Raw genomic sequence first — 14912 nt, forward strand, 5'->3', positions numbered from 1 at the left:
GTGAAATTTATTTTTACTTAAATGAGGGAAAAGTATTTTATAAAACAACTAAGAAAAATTGGTGTGATTTGCAATGCTTTAGGGCTTTGAGGCTTATCGAACCCAAAGAAAATGTTATGCATAAGCACCTTACTTATTTGTTAATAAACAATAAATTAGGTAAACTTGGTGTAAAATGATTTAAAAGCACTTTTATACATGAAGAAAACTTTACTGTTAACCTCTTCCTATCAAAGTCAACGTAACCTTTTCTCCGTTATCAAATGCCCTTTCTCTTAGGAGGAGTTGGGCCTGACTGCCAGTGTATGTGCAGGCATACAAGCCGGATTAGCGGCTGTATCTGTGCAATCCCCTCGCTGTAGTCTTTAGCTTTACACAACCGAATACTTTAAGGAACGACTGAATTTTATATAGCATCATTGAAGTATTCTTAATCTAGTTTAGTGCATATTTTCAGTATGTAGTCGCGGATGCCGCTTTTATCTGACACCGCAATTTATTACTACTGTAGACTCCCCTGTCGGGCCAGCCATAGGCTTGTTTCAACTGCATTTTATACGCTAATTTTTCACTCACACTTCAAACAACCAACACAATGAAGAAAATTTTATTGTTAACCTTCTTTCTGGTTTCAGTCCTGCTGCAGCAGGCGATGGCCCAGAGCAGAACAGTAACAGGCGCTGTTACTGACCAGGCGACAGGACAACCCTTGCCTGGTGTTGCGGTTATTGTAAAAGGAACGACTGTAGGTACCACAACAGGCGCTGATGGTGTTTACTCTATAGCGGTTCCGGCAGATAAAAATACGCTAATGTATCGTTTTATCGGCTATACCACCGTAGAGCGAGCGATCGGGAACGCTTCTACTCTAGATGTATCCCTGTCTACGGATACTAAGTTACTTGATGAGGTAGTGGTGACCGCGCTTGGTATTGAGCGTAACAGAAACGAGTTAGCTTACTCTGCGCAGCAGGTAAGCGGGGACCAAATTACCCGTACCAGAAGCAGTGACTTTGTTAATACATTGTCTGGTAAAGTTGCCGGTCTGGACATCAGAACGAACAATACCATGGGCGGCTCTACAAACGTGGTTATCCGTGGTTATTCTTCTATCACAGGCAACAACCAGGCACTGTTTGTAATTGATGGTGTGCCGGTAAGTAATGCGAACAACAATACTGCAAATCAGCAAACTGGTAGAACCGGAACTGACTTTGGTAACGCTGCAGCTGACTTGAATCCGGACAACATTGAGTCTGTGAACGTGCTTAAAGGTGCGGCTGCAACAGCGCTTTATGGGTCGCGTGCAGCAAATGGTGTTGTAATGATCACTACCAAGAAGGGTAAAAAGAATAGCCTGAGTGTTAATGTAAACAGCGGCGTTACCTGGAGCAGCATTGACAAGAGCACTTTCGTAAAATACCAGAATGAGTATGGTGGAGGCTATTTCCAAGGTTTCCGTACTGCTAAAGATCTAGGTAGTGGAGAAGCCCCTGTTGTGAGATTTCAGGATGACGCTTCTTACGGACCTAAGTTTGACCCTAGCCTGATGGTATATCAGTGGGATGCAATTGACCCATTCTCGCCAAACTTTGGCAAGACAAGGCCTTGGGTTACTGCTGAGAATGACCCTAGTACTTTCTATGAGACAGGTGTTAATTCTAACCAAAGTATAGTAGTTAGTGGCGGTGGAGAAAACACTACGTTCAATGTAGGGTATACCCGCAACGACATTAAAGGTAACCTTCCGAACAGTACCATTGATAAAGACCTTTTCAACTTTAACGGTACTTTCGATGCCACAGAGAAACTAAAAGTAACCGCATCTGCTAACTATGCCCGCACAGTAGGTGTAGGCCGATATGGTACCGGTTATAACGGCCGTAACCCTAACCAGCAGTTCAGGCAGTGGTGGCAAACCAACGTGGATATCAGAGAGCAGGAAGAAGCTTACCACAGAAATGAGCAGAACGTTACCTGGAACTGGAACAGCTCAAACACAGGCCCAATCTACTCGGATAACCCTTACTGGTCAAGATTCCAGAACTTCTCCAACGATAGCAGAGATAATTTCTATGGCTATGCAACCGCCAACTATAAGTTTACAGACTGGTTCAGTGTGATGGGTAGAGCCGCTATTAACACAACTGCGGATATGCAGGAGGAGCGTGTTGCAATAGGGAGTGCGTCGTTGAGCGAATACGCGAGATATAACAGAAGCTTTAACGAGTCTAACTTTGACCTTTTGTTAAATTTCAACAAGGCCATCAACGCGGATATCAGCTTCAACGGTTTATTAGGCTCTAACCTGCGCAGGGATCGTACTAGCGCTATCAGAGCGAGCACAAACGGTGGACTTGTTGTTCCTGGCTTATACTCTCTGTCAAACTCAAAGAACCCTATAAATGCGCCAATAGAAGAATTTGAGCGCAGAGGCGTTGATGGTATTTTCGCTAACGCAAACTTCGGTTACAAAGAGACAATGTATGTTGAGCTTTCTGCACGTCAGGACAAATCAACCACATTGCCTACAAACAATAACTCATACTTCTACCCAGCTGCGGCTGCTAACTTCGTTTTCTCAAATGTAATCGAAACGCCGTGGTTATCACATGGTAAGGTGAGAGTAAACTATGCAGAGGTAGGTAACGATGCACCGGCATTGAGCTTATATGATGTATATGACAAGCCTACTGGTTTTGGTTCTATTCCAATTTTCTCGCTTCCGAACACAAAGAATAACGGTGATTTGAAGTCTGAAAGACAGAAAAGCTTAGAAGCAGGTATAGAGGCCGACTTCTTTAATAGCTTATTCGGGTTTGACTTTACATGGTATAAATCTAACACAGTAGACCAGATTGTGCCTGTAAGCACATCCTCTGCAAGCGGTTACACACAGCGATTCGTGAATGCCGGTGAAGTGCAAAACAAAGGTATCGAGATATCTGCCTTTGCCACCCCGGTCCAAACAGGAGATTTCACCTGGAACATGAACATTAACTTCTCGCGCAACAGAAATGAGGTAGTGAGCCTGTATGAAGACGTGAAGAACTTAACCATAGCTTCTTTCCAAGGCGGTGTGTCTCTTAACGCAGCAGTAGGCGAGCCATACGGTGTTATCAGAGGTACTGACTTTGTGTACACAAATGGCCAGAAAACGGTGAACTCTGATGGTTACTACATGCGATCATCCAGATCTGACGTTGTTATTGGCAATCCGAACCCTGACTGGATGGGTGGGTTCAACAACACGCTTACTTATAAAGGAGCTTCATTAGGCTTCTTAATCGACGTACGCCACGGTGGTGATGTCTTCTCACTAGATCAGTGGTACGGTGAGGCAACCGGTTTATACGATCACACTGCAGGCTTAAACGCAAAAGGCAACCCTTCTCGTCTTCCTGTGTCTGAAGGTGGTGGTGTATTGCTGCCTGGTGTGAAAGAAGATGGAACACCTAACGATGTATATGCAGAGAACCAGGATGGAGACGGCATGACTCCGTATGGCTACGCTGCTGATAATTATGCAGGTGCACCAAGAGCGGCATATGTATTTGACGGTAGCTTTGTGAAGCTAAGAGAAGTTGCGCTTACGTATGCTTTGCCGGAGTCTATTGTCGGTAACTTAGGGGCCATCAAAGGCGTTGATCTGCAACTGATTGGCCGTAACCTGTGGATCATCCATAAGAACATGGAATATTCTGACCCGGAAGAAGGGTTGAGCTCAGGAAACGCAGCCAGAGGGTATCAGAGTGGTGCGTATCCCGCTATTAAGACTTACGGATTCAACGTTAAGTTAAATTTCTAGTTTATTAGGGAATTTTAAATTGTAAATTATCAGAAAATGAAGAAACTTCTTATATGCTTATTCTCGCTGGTGTTTATGGCATCATGCGTAGATGACCTGGAAGACTATAATATAGACCAGAAGCGAGCGACGACCGTTCCTGCTGCTACCCTGTTTACAGGTGCAGTGAAGAACCTGACAGATGTGCTAACTACGCCAAACGTTAACACCAACAATTACAGATTTTATGTGCAGCATTGGACCTCAACCCAGTATCTGGATGAGCCAAGGTATAACATGACATCACGTCTGATTCCTCAGAACGTATGGCAGACGCTTTACCGCGATGTGCTTAACGACTTAAAGGAGTCTAAAAGACTCGTGATGGCAGATAAAGTAACTGCTGAGAATGTTAAAAAGAATCAGTTGGCGCAAATAGAGATCATGGAAGTTTACGCCTGGTCGGTGCTGGTGAATACTTTTGGTGATGTTCCTTATACTGAGGCGCTTGATCCAACCAACTCTCTGCCTGTTTACGATGATGCGCAAACAGTATACAACTCTATCCTTGGTCGTCTCAACACTGCGTTGGGACAGATCGACCCGGCAGTGCTTGGGTTTAAAGAAGGAGATGTGCTGTACACGGGCAATATGGCGAAGTGGGTGAAATTCGGTAATTCACTGAAGCTGAAGCTAGGTATGGTTATCGCTGACGTTGACCAGGCACAGGCTAAAACGCTTGTGGAAGCTGCAGCGCCTAATGTGTTTACAAGCAACGCTGACAACGCAGCCTTTCGTTATTTGAGTTCTACACCAAATAATAACCCTATTTCTTCCAACGTGAAGGGAGCGCTTACAAGCAGAGAGGACTTTGTAGCTGCAAACACACTGGTTGATGTAATGAATAACCTGTCCGATCCGAGAAGACCGTTTTACTTCTCAACAATAGAAGGGAAATTTGTAGGTGGGCAATACGGCTACACTAATGACTATGCAAAAACGTCAACAGTGAGCACTAAGTTAGCTGACCCTACTTTTGAGGCATTGCTAATGGATTATGCTGAGGTTGAATTTCTGCTTGCTGAAGCTGTTGAAAGAGGTTTTTCTGTTACAGGCACTGCAATGGAGCACTACAACAACGGCATTACAGCTTCGATCATATACTGGGGTGGTTCAGCAACCGATGCTGTGGCGTATATAGCGCAACCAGATGTAAACTACCTTACGGCTCCAGGTGAATGGAGACAGAAAATCGGTAAGCAGGAGTGGATCGCGCTTTATAACCGCGGCTACGATGCATGGCTGACATGGAGAAGATTGGATTCGCCAAACTTGTTACCTCCAGTAGAAGGGCTGATTGTGCCGACAAGATTGATTTATCCAATCAATGAGCAAACGCTAAACGGCGCAAACCGAAGTGCAGCTGCCGCAGCGATTGGTAGTGATGAAAGCAGCACGAAACTCTTCTGGGACGTTAGATAATCACTCTAGCGACTGAAGTAGTATACGATCAATAATACTTCAATAGTATGCATCACGAAAAAGGCTCCCGGATTCCGGGAGCCTTTTCTGTTATATATGACTGAGGATAAATTGTGAAGGCTGTACTTTGCTCCCGCACCGTTGCCTATAATGGCGGCAACTGCGCAAAAGCATGGTGTATATAAGGTGCAGCAGCGTTACTTGTAGATCAGAAAGACTGCGGGTTGCTTGTGTATGTCCGGGAGCTTGCCGCGCCATTGCTGGATGGTTTTGGTCTGGATGAACTCATGCGTGGGCGAGGTGATGTTGGCCGCAATGCACAGCCGGGTATCGGGGTGCAGCGTCTGGAGGAGGTCTTCCAGCAGCTTGTTGTTGCGGTAAGGCGTTTCCATGAAGATCTGGGTCTGGTCGCGCTGCTGCATCTCTTTCTCCAGCGTGCGGAGCGCCTGGATGCGGTCGCGCTTCTCGATGGGGAGGTAGCCGTGGAAGGCGAACTGCTGGCCACTGAAGCCGCTGGCCATCAGGCTGAGCAGGATGGCCGACGGGCCGGCAAACGGTACTACCCGGATGTCCTTCTGGTGCGCGACCTTTACTACCTCCGCGCCAGGGTCCGCCACACCCGGGCAACCCGCCTCCGATATGATGCCGGCGTCTTTGCCAGCGTCCAGCAAAGGCTTGAGTGATGCCTGCACCTGGGCTGGCGTGGCGTCCTTATCTATCTGCACGAAAATTAGCTGCTCAATCACCAGTTCGGGGCAGATGCTTTTCACGTAGCGGCGGGCAGTGCGCAGGTTTTCCACGATAAAATACTGGAGGTGCCGCACGGTATCCACCACCTGTGGCGAGATAACCTTGTCTGCCGTGTCATCGGCCAGAACCGTAGGGATCAGGTATAAAGTGCCGGTCTTTTTCATGGGGCAAAGGTAAGGCTTTGTGCAGGATTACGGTTCATACCGGTGGGAGGGTATAAAACAAAAACTGCCACAGCTGTGAGCCGCGGCAGTTTTATACGGGAAGCTGGCGAATCAGTCGGTGTTCAGGAAAGTAGTCACCAGGTCATATACCTCGTCTGGGGCCTGCGCGTGTACCCAGTGGCCCGCGTCGGGTATGGTTTCTATCTCCACCAGGGTAAACAGGCGCTCGATGCTGCCATACATATCCTCCGGCTTGATATAACCGGATTTCCCGCCTTTAATAAACAGCGTGTGCTTTTTAAACGGCACGTCGGCAGTGATGGCGCCCGCAATTTCCTCATAATTATTGGCAAGGGCATCAAGGTTCATGCGCCAGGCAAAGCCGTTGTTTTCGGTGCGGTACAGGTTCTTCATCAGGAAGAGGCGCACGTCTGTCTCCTTAATGTGCTTGGCCAACTGTTTGTCGATCTCGCTCCGGCTTGTCACGCCATCCAGCTTCACCGATTTCAGCGCATCGATGATCTCGTCGTGGTGCGGCGGGTATGCCTTTGGGGCAATGTCCACTACAATCAGTTTGGTGATGCGGGTAGGGTATTTCAGGGCATACTTCATCGCCACTTTCCCGCCCATGGAATGGCCCATAATGGCTGGGGTTGGTATACCCAGTTCGTCCACCAGTTCCAGCACGTCGTCGGCCATCAGGTCGTAGGTATGCTCCTCGGAATGTGGCGAGCGACCGTGGTTGCGAAGGTCTACCAGAAATACGTTGTAGTGCTCGGCAAAGCGATTCGCCAGCGTCTGCCAGTTGTCCAGGGTGCCAAACAAACCGTGCAAGATCAGCAGCGGCTGGCCGTGGCCCATTTCCTTATAGTGTAGTTTCATATCGTCAGGGAGTGATAATCAAATAAATAAGATACAGTTTTCAGCTTACGAAGAAACATAAAAGAGCGACAGACTTAACGAACCCATCGCTGCTGATGTGTTAAATCACCTTAATCAGCTTCTCTCCGTCGCGCTCCTTCAGCACGCCGAGCGGCTCGAGTTTCAGCCCGTTCTTCTCAAAAACAGCCAGCACTTCGTCGCGGCCGGCGGGGTCTACGGCTACCAGCAGGCCGCCGCTGGTTTGCGGGTCGCAGAGGAGGTATTTCTGTTCCGGGGTAAGTTCAGCCAGTTTGTGGCCGTAGCTGTCGAAGTTGCGGTGGGTGCCGCCCGGTATGGCGTTCTGTGCCATATACTCCAGCGCCTCTGGCAGTGCCGGCACTTTGCCGAAATACACTTCAGCGCTGAGGTTGCTGCCCTCGCACATCTCGGAGAGGTGCCCCATCAGCCCGAAACCCGTTACATCGGTCATGGCCTTTACCTGCGGCAGCAGCCCGAGTTCAGCCCCGATCTTGTTCAGTTGCATCATCTGCTGCGGGGCCAGCTGCGCATGCTCCGGCTTCAGGATGCCTTTTTTCTGCGCCGTAGTGAGCATGCCCACGCCAAGCGGCTTGGTCAGGTATAGTTCGCAGCCGGCGGTGGCGGTGTCGTTCTGCTTCAGGTTTTTGATATCCACCATACCCGTCACGGCCAGGCCGAAGATGGGCTCCGGGCTGTCGATGCTGTGGCCGCCCGCCAGTGGTATACCTGCCTCGTGGCAGATGCTGCGGCTACCCTCAATCACGCGCTTGGCTACCTCAGGCGCCAGCTTGTCTATCGGCCAGCCCAGCACGGCAATGGCCATCATCGGCGTGCCGCCCATGGCGTACACATCCGAAATGGCGTTGGCCGAGGCAATGCGACCAAAGTCGTAGGCGTCATCCACGATCGGCATAAAAAAGTCGGTGGTGCTGATCACGGCGCGGCCCTGGCCAATATCATACACGGCGGCATCGTCGCGGGAGCTGTTGCCAACCAGCAGGCTCTTGTTTTCGGGGTAACTGATGTCGGTGTGCAGAATGGCGTCCAGCACTTTAGGGGATATTTTACAGCCGCAACCAGCACCATGGCTGTATTGTGTCAATCGTATTTGTTCTTCAGGTGTATCTTTCATGAGATTAAATTAAATGGTGTTGTTTGGCAAGCGCCACTACGCGCTGTGCATTTTCTGCGGCATCCAGACTGTCGAGCGGCAGTGGCACTACCTGCTTTTTCCGGTCCAGTTCATAGGCGTAGGTCTTGTCGTAATAGGTAAGGGCGATCTCCACCATCTTCTCCATATCGCCAGTAGCAATGGCGTCCAGGGCTTCTTTCGTAGCCAGGCCACCCAGGCGTTTCTTTATTTTGAGGATGGAAGTCTCCAGGAGTTCTTTGTCGGTTTGGCAGTATTCCTCGGCCAGCTTTTGCACGCGCAGTTGCTTGGGCAGTTCCAGCATAATCAGCGGCGATTCCTGCATTCGGTCGTAGAGCGGCTTGGGCAGCACGATGCGCCCGATGGTAATGCTCTCGTCCTCGAGCCATACCGGTTGCTGTTCGCTCAGGCGCAGTAGCTCCATACCCAGCAGGTTCTCGAAATGCTCGGTGCTGGGTTGTTCAGGCATACCGATGCTGCCAAAGGCAGAGCCCTTGTGGTTGGCAATGCCCTCCAGGTCCACGGTTTGCTGGCCGAGTTGCTGCAGATGGGGGAGCAGGTCAGTTTTGCCGCTGCCCGTCAGGCCGCCGATCATCAGGAAGGGGCGTGGCTTCTGAAACTGCTCCTGCATCAGGTGGCGGTATTTTTTATACCCCCCCTCCAGCAGGTGCACGTTATAGCCCGAGAAGCTGAGCAGCCAGGCCATGGCCCCGCTGCGCATGCCGCCGCGCCAGCAGTGCACCAGCAGCTCTTTGTCTTTGGCCAGTTTCCCGGCCTTCTTCACAAACGCTGACATCTTCGGGCCGAACAGGTCCAGGCCCATCAGCACGGCCGGGTCGTGGCCCTGCTTTTTATAGGCCGTGCCAATAATGGCGCGTTGCTCATCATCAAAAATAGGGAAGGAGTGTGCCTGCGGAATGTGGCCGACCGCATACTCTTTGGGCGCGCGCACGTCCAGCACAGGCAAATGTGCTGCTTTCTGGATAAATTCTTCGATCGATAGGGTATGCAGCATAGGCTATTTTAACTGGCGCAGGTATAGCTGGATAGTGTTCTCCAGCCCATAGTACAACGCGTCGCAAATAAGGGCGTGGCCAATACTGACCTCGGCCAGCGCTGGCAGGTTGTTTTTCAGGTATTTCAGGTTGTCGAGGTCCAGGTCGTGGCCGGCGTTAATGCCCAGGCCAAGCGCATTCGCTTTTTCCGCAGCCAGTATGTAGGGTGCCAGCGCCTGCTCCGGGTTTGCATGGTAGTTTTTGGCGTAGGCCTCGGTATACAGCTCAATGCGGTCTGTGCCTACTGCAGCGGCGCCTTCTACCATGCTAACGTCAGGGTCAACAAAAATCGAGACGCGCATACCTTCCGCTTTCAGCTCCCGGATGGTATGGGTCAGGAAGTCTTTGTGCGTGATCGTGTCCCAGCCGGCGTTGGAGGTGATGGCGTCGGGCGCGTCGGGCACCAGCGTTACCTGCTCGGGCCTCACGTCCTTCACCAGCTTGATGAAATCCGGAGTCGGGTTGCCTTCGATGTTAAATTCCGTGGTCACGATTTCCTTCAGGTCATATACGTCCTGGTAGCGGATGTGGCGCTCATCGGGGCGCGGGTGCACCGTGATGCCCTGCGCGCCGAACCGCTCGCAGTCCTTGGCTACCTGCACAACATTTGGCCTGTCGCCGCCACGGGCGTTCCGTAGCGTGGCTATTTTGTTTATATTTACACTCAGTTTCGTCATGAATATATAAATTTGATCGGAAGCGCTGTTTCCTGCCGCTGTATACGAATGACTAAATTAATGGAATTTTGTTTAACATGCCTGCCTATAGCTACGGGCAAGGCAGCGTATACACGAAGACCTGCGGTATAAACCGCTTTGACCAAACCATAAAACTCTAGCAAAAAAGACTATGACATTAAAAGAACGCATCGACGCTGACATAAAGCAAGCCATGCTGGCCAAAGAAAAAGGCCGTTTGCAGGCACTCAGAAGCATAAAATCACAGATCCTGCTGGCCGAAACCGAGAAAAGCGGTACTGAGGGCATCTCCACCGACACCGAGATGAAGCTTCTGACCAAGGCTGCCAAGCAGCGCCGCGATTCTGCCGCACTGTACGCCCAGCAGGGCCGCACCGACCTGGAAGAAGTAGAGCTGGCCGAACTGGCCGTGATCGAGGAGTACCTGCCGAAGCAGCTGGACGAGGGCGACCTGCGCGCGCGCCTGCTGGAAATCATTCAGCGGGTGGGTGCCACCGGCCCGTCTGACATGGGCAAGGTGATGGGCATCGCCTCCAAAGAGCTGGCCGGCCTGGCCGACGGCAGAGCCGTTTCCTCGGCAGTGGGCAGCCTGCTGAACAATACCGATTTTTAATGTATAAACTAATGCTTTGGAGCTCCTGAGCGGAGGTGGCTCCAAAGCACTTGTTTAAGATTTAGCAGGAGCGTTAACTTAGTGAAAGGCTAACGTCTTGTGTCTGACATCTTACGTCTGAAACTACATGAGCACGTTTGATTTTTTCCTGGCAATCCCGATTGCGTACGGTGCCTTTCAGGGCTTCCGGAAAGGCCTCCTGCTGGAACTGGTGTCGTTGGTGGCGCTGGTGCTGGCCATACTGGGCGGACTGAAGCTGCTGGATACGGCACTGCCGATGATGGAGGGTATGGTGGGCGACGCGCACGGGCTGCTGCCTTACGTCACGTTCCTGATCGTGTTCGTGGGCATCATCCTGCTGATTCACCTGGGGGGGCTGATGCTCAAAAAAGTCATCGACTTCACGCCCTTCGGTTTCTTCGATAACTTCCTGGGAGGTATACTGGGCGCACTTAAGTGGTGCGTGGCCCTGAGCCTTCTGCTGTACGTGTCGGAAATGGCCGGCATCAGCGTGTCGAAGGAGACGGCCGCCGCCTCGATGGTATACCCCGTGGTGCTCAAAACCACCCCGTACGCCCTCGACATCCTGAGCTATGTGCTCCCCTTCGTGAAATCCCTGATCACTTCGCTCAAGCATCATTTTTAGCAGTCAGAAGGTTTGGAAGTGAGAGGGGGTATAAAGTTGAAAAGACAGGTATGAAATAACCATAAGTTGGCGATGGCTGCGGGCAGTGTCTACAGCCATATATGATTTCTGCTGCGGCAGATGCATGCTGCGATACTCATGCTGTTTCCAAAATTTTAACTTTCTAATTCTCTCACTTCCAAACTTTCTAACTTCTCAGATGCTTTTGCTGCTCGACAACTTCGACTCGTTCACTTACAACCTGGTGGACTACTTCGGGCAACTGGGGGTGGCGGCAAAAGTGGTGCGGAACGACGTGCCGCTGGAAGAGATACAGCAGTTGCCGGTAGAGGCCATCGTGCTCTCGCCGGGGCCGGGCGTGCCACAAGCGGCAGGGTCTTTGCTGCGTGTTATTGAGCATTATCATGCCAGGGTGCCCATGCTGGGCATCTGTCTGGGGCATCAGGCCCTGGGCGAGTTCTTCGGGGCCACGCTGGCAAAAGGCATCCGGCCCATGCACGGCAAAATCTCCGAGATCATTTGCGAGACAGACCCGATATTTGCGGGGATGCCATCCATCACGCAGGTGGTGCGGTATCATTCGTTAGTGCTGCACCGCACACCCGAATGCATTCTTCCGCTGGCACATACGCCCGAAGGCGAACTGATGGCATTCCGGCACAAAGAACTGCCGCTGTATGCGCTGCAGTTTCACCCGGAGGCCGCATTAACGACATATGGTTTGCACATGCTCCGAAATTGGCTTACTATTGCTAATATTGCACCGTGAATTGACCGTATCCCGCAGGAATACGTTTCTTTCAAAAAGTTTTGACGCCACATGGATCTACAAATCAAGCAACAAGGGGATTTCCAATACATAGACGAAGGAGAAGGTGAGGTGCTACTGCTGCTACACGGGCTTTTTGGTGCCCTGAGCAACTGGAACGGTGTGGTAGACCATTTCTCCAAAAACTACCGCGTTGTTATCCCGCTGATGCCTATTTATGAGATGGCGCTGCACAAGGCCGGGGTGCCGGGGCTGGTCGCCTTTGTGGAGGACTTCGTGAAGCTGAAGAAACTGAAAGATCTGACCCTGCTGGGCAACTCGCTGGGTGGGCACGTGGGGCTAGTGTATACCCTGAAGAACGCTGCGATGGTGCAGCGCCTGGTGCTTACGGGCAGCTCAGGCCTGTTCGAGGATTCGATGGGCGGCTCTTTCCCGAAGCGCGGCAATTACCAGTATGTGGAGGAACGCGTGGGCTATACCTTCTACAACCCGAAAACGGCCACCAAAGAACTGGTGGACGAGGTGTTCGCCATCACCAACAGCAATGCCAAGTGCCTGCGCATTATTGCCATCGCCAAGTCGGCGCAGCGCCATAATATGGCCAAGGATATCACAAACATCAAGGTGCCGACGTTGTTAATTTGGGGACTGAACGATACGATCACCCCGCCCCTGGTAGGCCACGAGTTTAACAGGCTTATCGAAGGCTCTGAGCTGTATTTCATCGATAAGTGCGGGCATGCCCCGATGATGGAACATCCGGAGAAGTTTAACAGTATCCTTGAAAAGTATTTAGTCCGTACACCTATAACCACGCCAGCAACATGATTGCAGAAGAACTCATCAACCAAATGATTCCGCCGCTGAAGCTCTACGATACCGTAGACAAGGCTTTGCGATGGATGGATGAGTTCCGTGTGAATGAACTGCCCGTGGTGAGCAACCGCAAGTACATAGGGCTGGCCACCGAGCCGCGCCTGATCGAGCTCACTGAGCGCAGCCAGCCGCTGAAAGAGCTGGAACTGGAGCATCAGGACGTGCACGTGGTCCAGCACCAGCACTTTTACGACGTGATGGAGGCGGCCATCAAGAACAAAATCCAGGTGGTGCCTGTGCTGGACGAGGAGCAGGAGTATATCGGCATCATCACGATAAACGACACGCTTGCGGCCTTTGGGCAGATGTCGGCGTTGCAGGGGCAGGGCAGCATTCTGGTGCTCTCGATGCCCGAGCGCGACTACTCGCTGAGCCAGATCAGCCGCCTGATTGAAGAGGAGAACGTAAAAATCCTGAGTGCCTATGTGGCGCAGGACGAAATGGACCCTTACAAGATAAAGCTCACGCTCAAGCTCAACACCACCGACCCAACCCGTATCATCGCCACGCTGGAGCGCTTCGAGTACCGCATCACAGCCCAGTTCAACGACGGCCACGACAACGACGTGGGCCGCGACCGCCTGGACATGCTCCTGAAATACCTCGATATCTAAGCCCGCGCGGTCATGCCACTGCGTGTCTCTCTCTTTTTTTTCTTTTTGTTGATTTTTGCCGCCGCCAGGGCCCAGCCATGCGATGGCCCCCAGGCTGTGCTGGCCGGTGTGACGCTGGAGGGCAACGAGGTCACCAAAGATCAGGTGCTGTTGCGCGAGCTTACTTTTGCCCCCGGCGATACGGTAAACGCAGCAGATCTGGAGCCGCTACTGGAGGAAAACCGGAAGCGGATCTACAACTTGCGCCTGTTCCATAAGGTGGCCTATACCTATACCTGTGCTGCGGGCCTGGTGCAGGTAACGTATCAGGTGCTGGAGCGATTTTATACCTACCCCGTGCTGATTCTCGACTTCGCTGACCGGAACTTTAACGCCTGGCTCGAGAAAAAAGACTGGAGCCGCATAGACTATGGGGCCAGCCTGGTGCGCCGCAACTTCAGGGGCCGCAACGAGGAGGTGCGGCTGCGGGTGCAGCGGGGCTTTAACAAGCGGCTGGAGTTTTCGTATCGTGTCCCTTACATTAGCAGGAGGTATAACCTTGGCGCCGAGGTGGGCGTGGCCGACTACCGGAGCCGCACCGTCAGCTATACCAATGACGGCAACAGGCAGCGTTTCTTTGAGCAGGAGGAAGGCCTGCCGATCAGGCGCACGGCTTTGTCTGCCGGCCTCGTGCACCGGCAGAGCGTGCAGCGGCAGGAAGGGTTGCGGCTCTCATACCACCACGAGCGCATCTCGGGGGCGGTGACGGAGCTGAACCCGGCATTTTACGGCAGTGATCTGGGGCGGCGCAACTACCTTCGCACAGAACTGTATAAAGTGGTGAACCTGCGCAACTACTTTGCATACCCCCTCTCGGGCAGTTATCTTGAGGTTGGGGCTGCGCAAACGCTTTTCCTGCAGAACTCAGGCACGCCCTATACCATCCTGCGGGGCAAGTACGTCCGATATACCAGGTTCCTGGAGAAGTACTCGTACATGGCCGGGGGCGAGGCGCAGCTGCGGCTGGCCGGGCGGCATGCCTTCGCCGACAATTACGCGCTGGGCTTCCGGTCGCTGGTGCGGGGGTATGAGCTGTATGTGGTGGGGGGGCAGCACTATGGGCTGTTTAAGCAGGGCATCACCCGCGAGCTGTTGGAGATAGAGGGCATCCGGCTGAAATTTATCCGGAACCCTAAATTTAATACGATACCTTTGTCTTTATACCTCAATGCCTTTACAGATGCGGGTTACGTGGTGGATCGCGTGTACGAGGAGGGCAACCCGCTGACCAACAGTCTGCTGGTAGGGGGCGGGATGGGGCTGCACGCCGTCACGTTTTATGATATCGTGCTGCGGATGGAGTACACGCTCAACAAAGAAGGCGACAGAGGGTTCTATTTTAGCACCAGTTTTCCCTTTTGATAAAAAA

Annotated in this window: 13 protein-coding genes; 8 read left to right on the forward strand and 5 right to left on the reverse strand. The window is 51.9% G+C overall.

What is annotated here, in order from left to right:
- Positions 1-595: 595 nt before the first annotated feature.
- Complete coding sequence (locus MKJ04_RS07730; RefSeq protein ID WP_241641015.1) at positions 596-3808, forward strand: SusC/RagA family TonB-linked outer membrane protein; 3213 nt, start codon at positions 596-598, stop codon at positions 3806-3808.
- Between the two features lie 36 nt (positions 3809-3844).
- The gene (locus MKJ04_RS07735; protein WP_241641016.1) at positions 3845-5269 is read left to right on the forward strand and encodes a SusD/RagB family nutrient-binding outer membrane lipoprotein; all 1425 of its coding nucleotides are present in this window, start codon (positions 3845-3847) and stop codon (positions 5267-5269) included.
- Positions 5270-5466: 197 nt separating this feature from the next.
- On the opposite strand, the gene MKJ04_RS07740 is transcribed toward MKJ04_RS07735, so the two are convergent.
- The 5 genes from MKJ04_RS07740 to MKJ04_RS07760 all read right to left on the reverse strand — a co-directional run bounded on the left by MKJ04_RS07740 (position 5467) and on the right by MKJ04_RS07760 (position 9965).
- The gene (locus MKJ04_RS07740) at positions 5467-6183 is read right to left on the reverse strand and encodes an SAM-dependent methyltransferase (RefSeq protein WP_241641017.1); all 717 of its coding nucleotides are present in this window, start codon (positions 6181-6183) and stop codon (positions 5467-5469) included.
- Positions 6184-6294: 111 nt separating this feature from the next.
- Complete coding sequence (locus MKJ04_RS07745; RefSeq protein ID WP_241641018.1) at positions 6295-7065, reverse strand: alpha/beta fold hydrolase; 771 nt, start codon at positions 7063-7065, stop codon at positions 6295-6297.
- 100 nt (positions 7066-7165) lie between these two features.
- Complete coding sequence (gene selD, locus MKJ04_RS07750; protein WP_241641019.1) at positions 7166-8215, reverse strand: selenide, water dikinase SelD; 1050 nt, start codon at positions 8213-8215, stop codon at positions 7166-7168.
- A gap of 4 nt (positions 8216-8219) precedes the next feature.
- Complete coding sequence (gene mnmH / locus MKJ04_RS07755) at positions 8220-9248, reverse strand: tRNA 2-selenouridine(34) synthase MnmH (protein ID WP_241641020.1); 1029 nt, start codon at positions 9246-9248, stop codon at positions 8220-8222.
- A gap of 3 nt (positions 9249-9251) precedes the next feature.
- Complete coding sequence (locus MKJ04_RS07760) at positions 9252-9965, reverse strand: pyridoxine 5'-phosphate synthase (RefSeq protein WP_241641021.1); 714 nt, start codon at positions 9963-9965, stop codon at positions 9252-9254.
- 172 nt (positions 9966-10137) lie between these two features.
- Between MKJ04_RS07760 and MKJ04_RS07765 the strand changes: the two genes are divergently transcribed.
- The 6 genes from MKJ04_RS07765 (at position 10138) to MKJ04_RS07790 (ending at position 14905) form a co-directional block, all read left to right on the forward strand.
- Positions 10138-10599 (forward strand): GatB/YqeY domain-containing protein, encoded by a 462-nt coding sequence (locus MKJ04_RS07765; RefSeq protein ID WP_241641022.1) that lies wholly within the window; start codon positions 10138-10140, stop codon positions 10597-10599.
- A gap of 127 nt (positions 10600-10726) precedes the next feature.
- Entirely contained in the window at positions 10727-11245 is a 519-nt protein-coding gene (locus tag MKJ04_RS07770) for a CvpA family protein (protein WP_241641023.1), read from the forward strand.
- A 199-nt stretch (positions 11246-11444) separates the two neighbouring features.
- Positions 11445-12014 (forward strand): anthranilate synthase component II, encoded by a 570-nt coding sequence (locus MKJ04_RS07775; RefSeq protein WP_241641024.1) that lies wholly within the window; start codon positions 11445-11447, stop codon positions 12012-12014.
- A 51-nt stretch (positions 12015-12065) separates the two neighbouring features.
- Positions 12066-12842 carry an alpha/beta fold hydrolase gene (locus MKJ04_RS07780; RefSeq protein WP_241641025.1) on the forward strand — a complete coding sequence of 259 codons (777 nt, stop codon included), beginning with the start codon at positions 12066-12068 and terminating at the stop codon, positions 12840-12842.
- On the forward strand, positions 12839-13504 hold the full coding sequence (locus tag MKJ04_RS07785) for a CBS domain-containing protein (protein ID WP_241641026.1): 666 nt from the start codon (positions 12839-12841) through the stop codon (positions 13502-13504). The genes MKJ04_RS07780 and MKJ04_RS07785 overlap by 4 nt, the downstream gene beginning before the upstream one ends.
- Before the next feature lie 12 nt (positions 13505-13516).
- On the forward strand, positions 13517-14905 hold the full coding sequence (locus MKJ04_RS07790; protein ID WP_241641027.1) for a BamA/TamA family outer membrane protein: 1389 nt from the start codon (positions 13517-13519) through the stop codon (positions 14903-14905).
- Positions 14906-14912 lie beyond the last annotated feature (7 nt).

The sequence above is a fragment of the Pontibacter sp. E15-1 genome, assembly GCF_022601975.1.
Classification (GTDB): Bacteria; Bacteroidota; Bacteroidia; order Cytophagales; family Hymenobacteraceae; genus Pontibacter.

Coding starts and splice junctions, on each gene's coding strand:
- MKJ04_RS07780 (WP_241641025.1), top strand. CDS start 12,066: ATGGATCTACAAATCAAGCAACAAGGGGATTTCCAATACATAGACGAA.
- MKJ04_RS07745 (WP_241641018.1), bottom strand. CDS start 7,065: ATGAAACTACACTATAAGGAAATGGGCCACGGCCAGCCGCTGCTGATC.
- MKJ04_RS07765 (WP_241641022.1), top strand. CDS start 10,138: ATGACATTAAAAGAACGCATCGACGCTGACATAAAGCAAGCCATGCTG.
- MKJ04_RS07730 (WP_241641015.1), top strand. CDS start 596: ATGAAGAAAATTTTATTGTTAACCTTCTTTCTGGTTTCAGTCCTGCTG.
- MKJ04_RS07735 (WP_241641016.1), top strand. CDS start 3,845: ATGAAGAAACTTCTTATATGCTTATTCTCGCTGGTGTTTATGGCATCA.
- MKJ04_RS07785 (WP_241641026.1), top strand. CDS start 12,839: ATGATTGCAGAAGAACTCATCAACCAAATGATTCCGCCGCTGAAGCTC.
- MKJ04_RS07775 (WP_241641024.1), top strand. CDS start 11,445: ATGCTTTTGCTGCTCGACAACTTCGACTCGTTCACTTACAACCTGGTG.
- MKJ04_RS07760 (WP_241641021.1), bottom strand. CDS start 9,965: ATGACGAAACTGAGTGTAAATATAAACAAAATAGCCACGCTACGGAAC.
- selD (WP_241641019.1), bottom strand. CDS start 8,215: ATGAAAGATACACCTGAAGAACAAATACGATTGACACAATACAGCCAT.
- MKJ04_RS07790 (WP_241641027.1), top strand. CDS start 13,517: ATGCCACTGCGTGTCTCTCTCTTTTTTTTCTTTTTGTTGATTTTTGCC.
- MKJ04_RS07740 (WP_241641017.1), bottom strand. CDS start 6,183: ATGAAAAAGACCGGCACTTTATACCTGATCCCTACGGTTCTGGCCGAT.
- MKJ04_RS07770 (WP_241641023.1), top strand. CDS start 10,727: ATGAGCACGTTTGATTTTTTCCTGGCAATCCCGATTGCGTACGGTGCC.
- mnmH (WP_241641020.1), bottom strand. CDS start 9,248: ATGCTGCATACCCTATCGATCGAAGAATTTATCCAGAAAGCAGCACAT.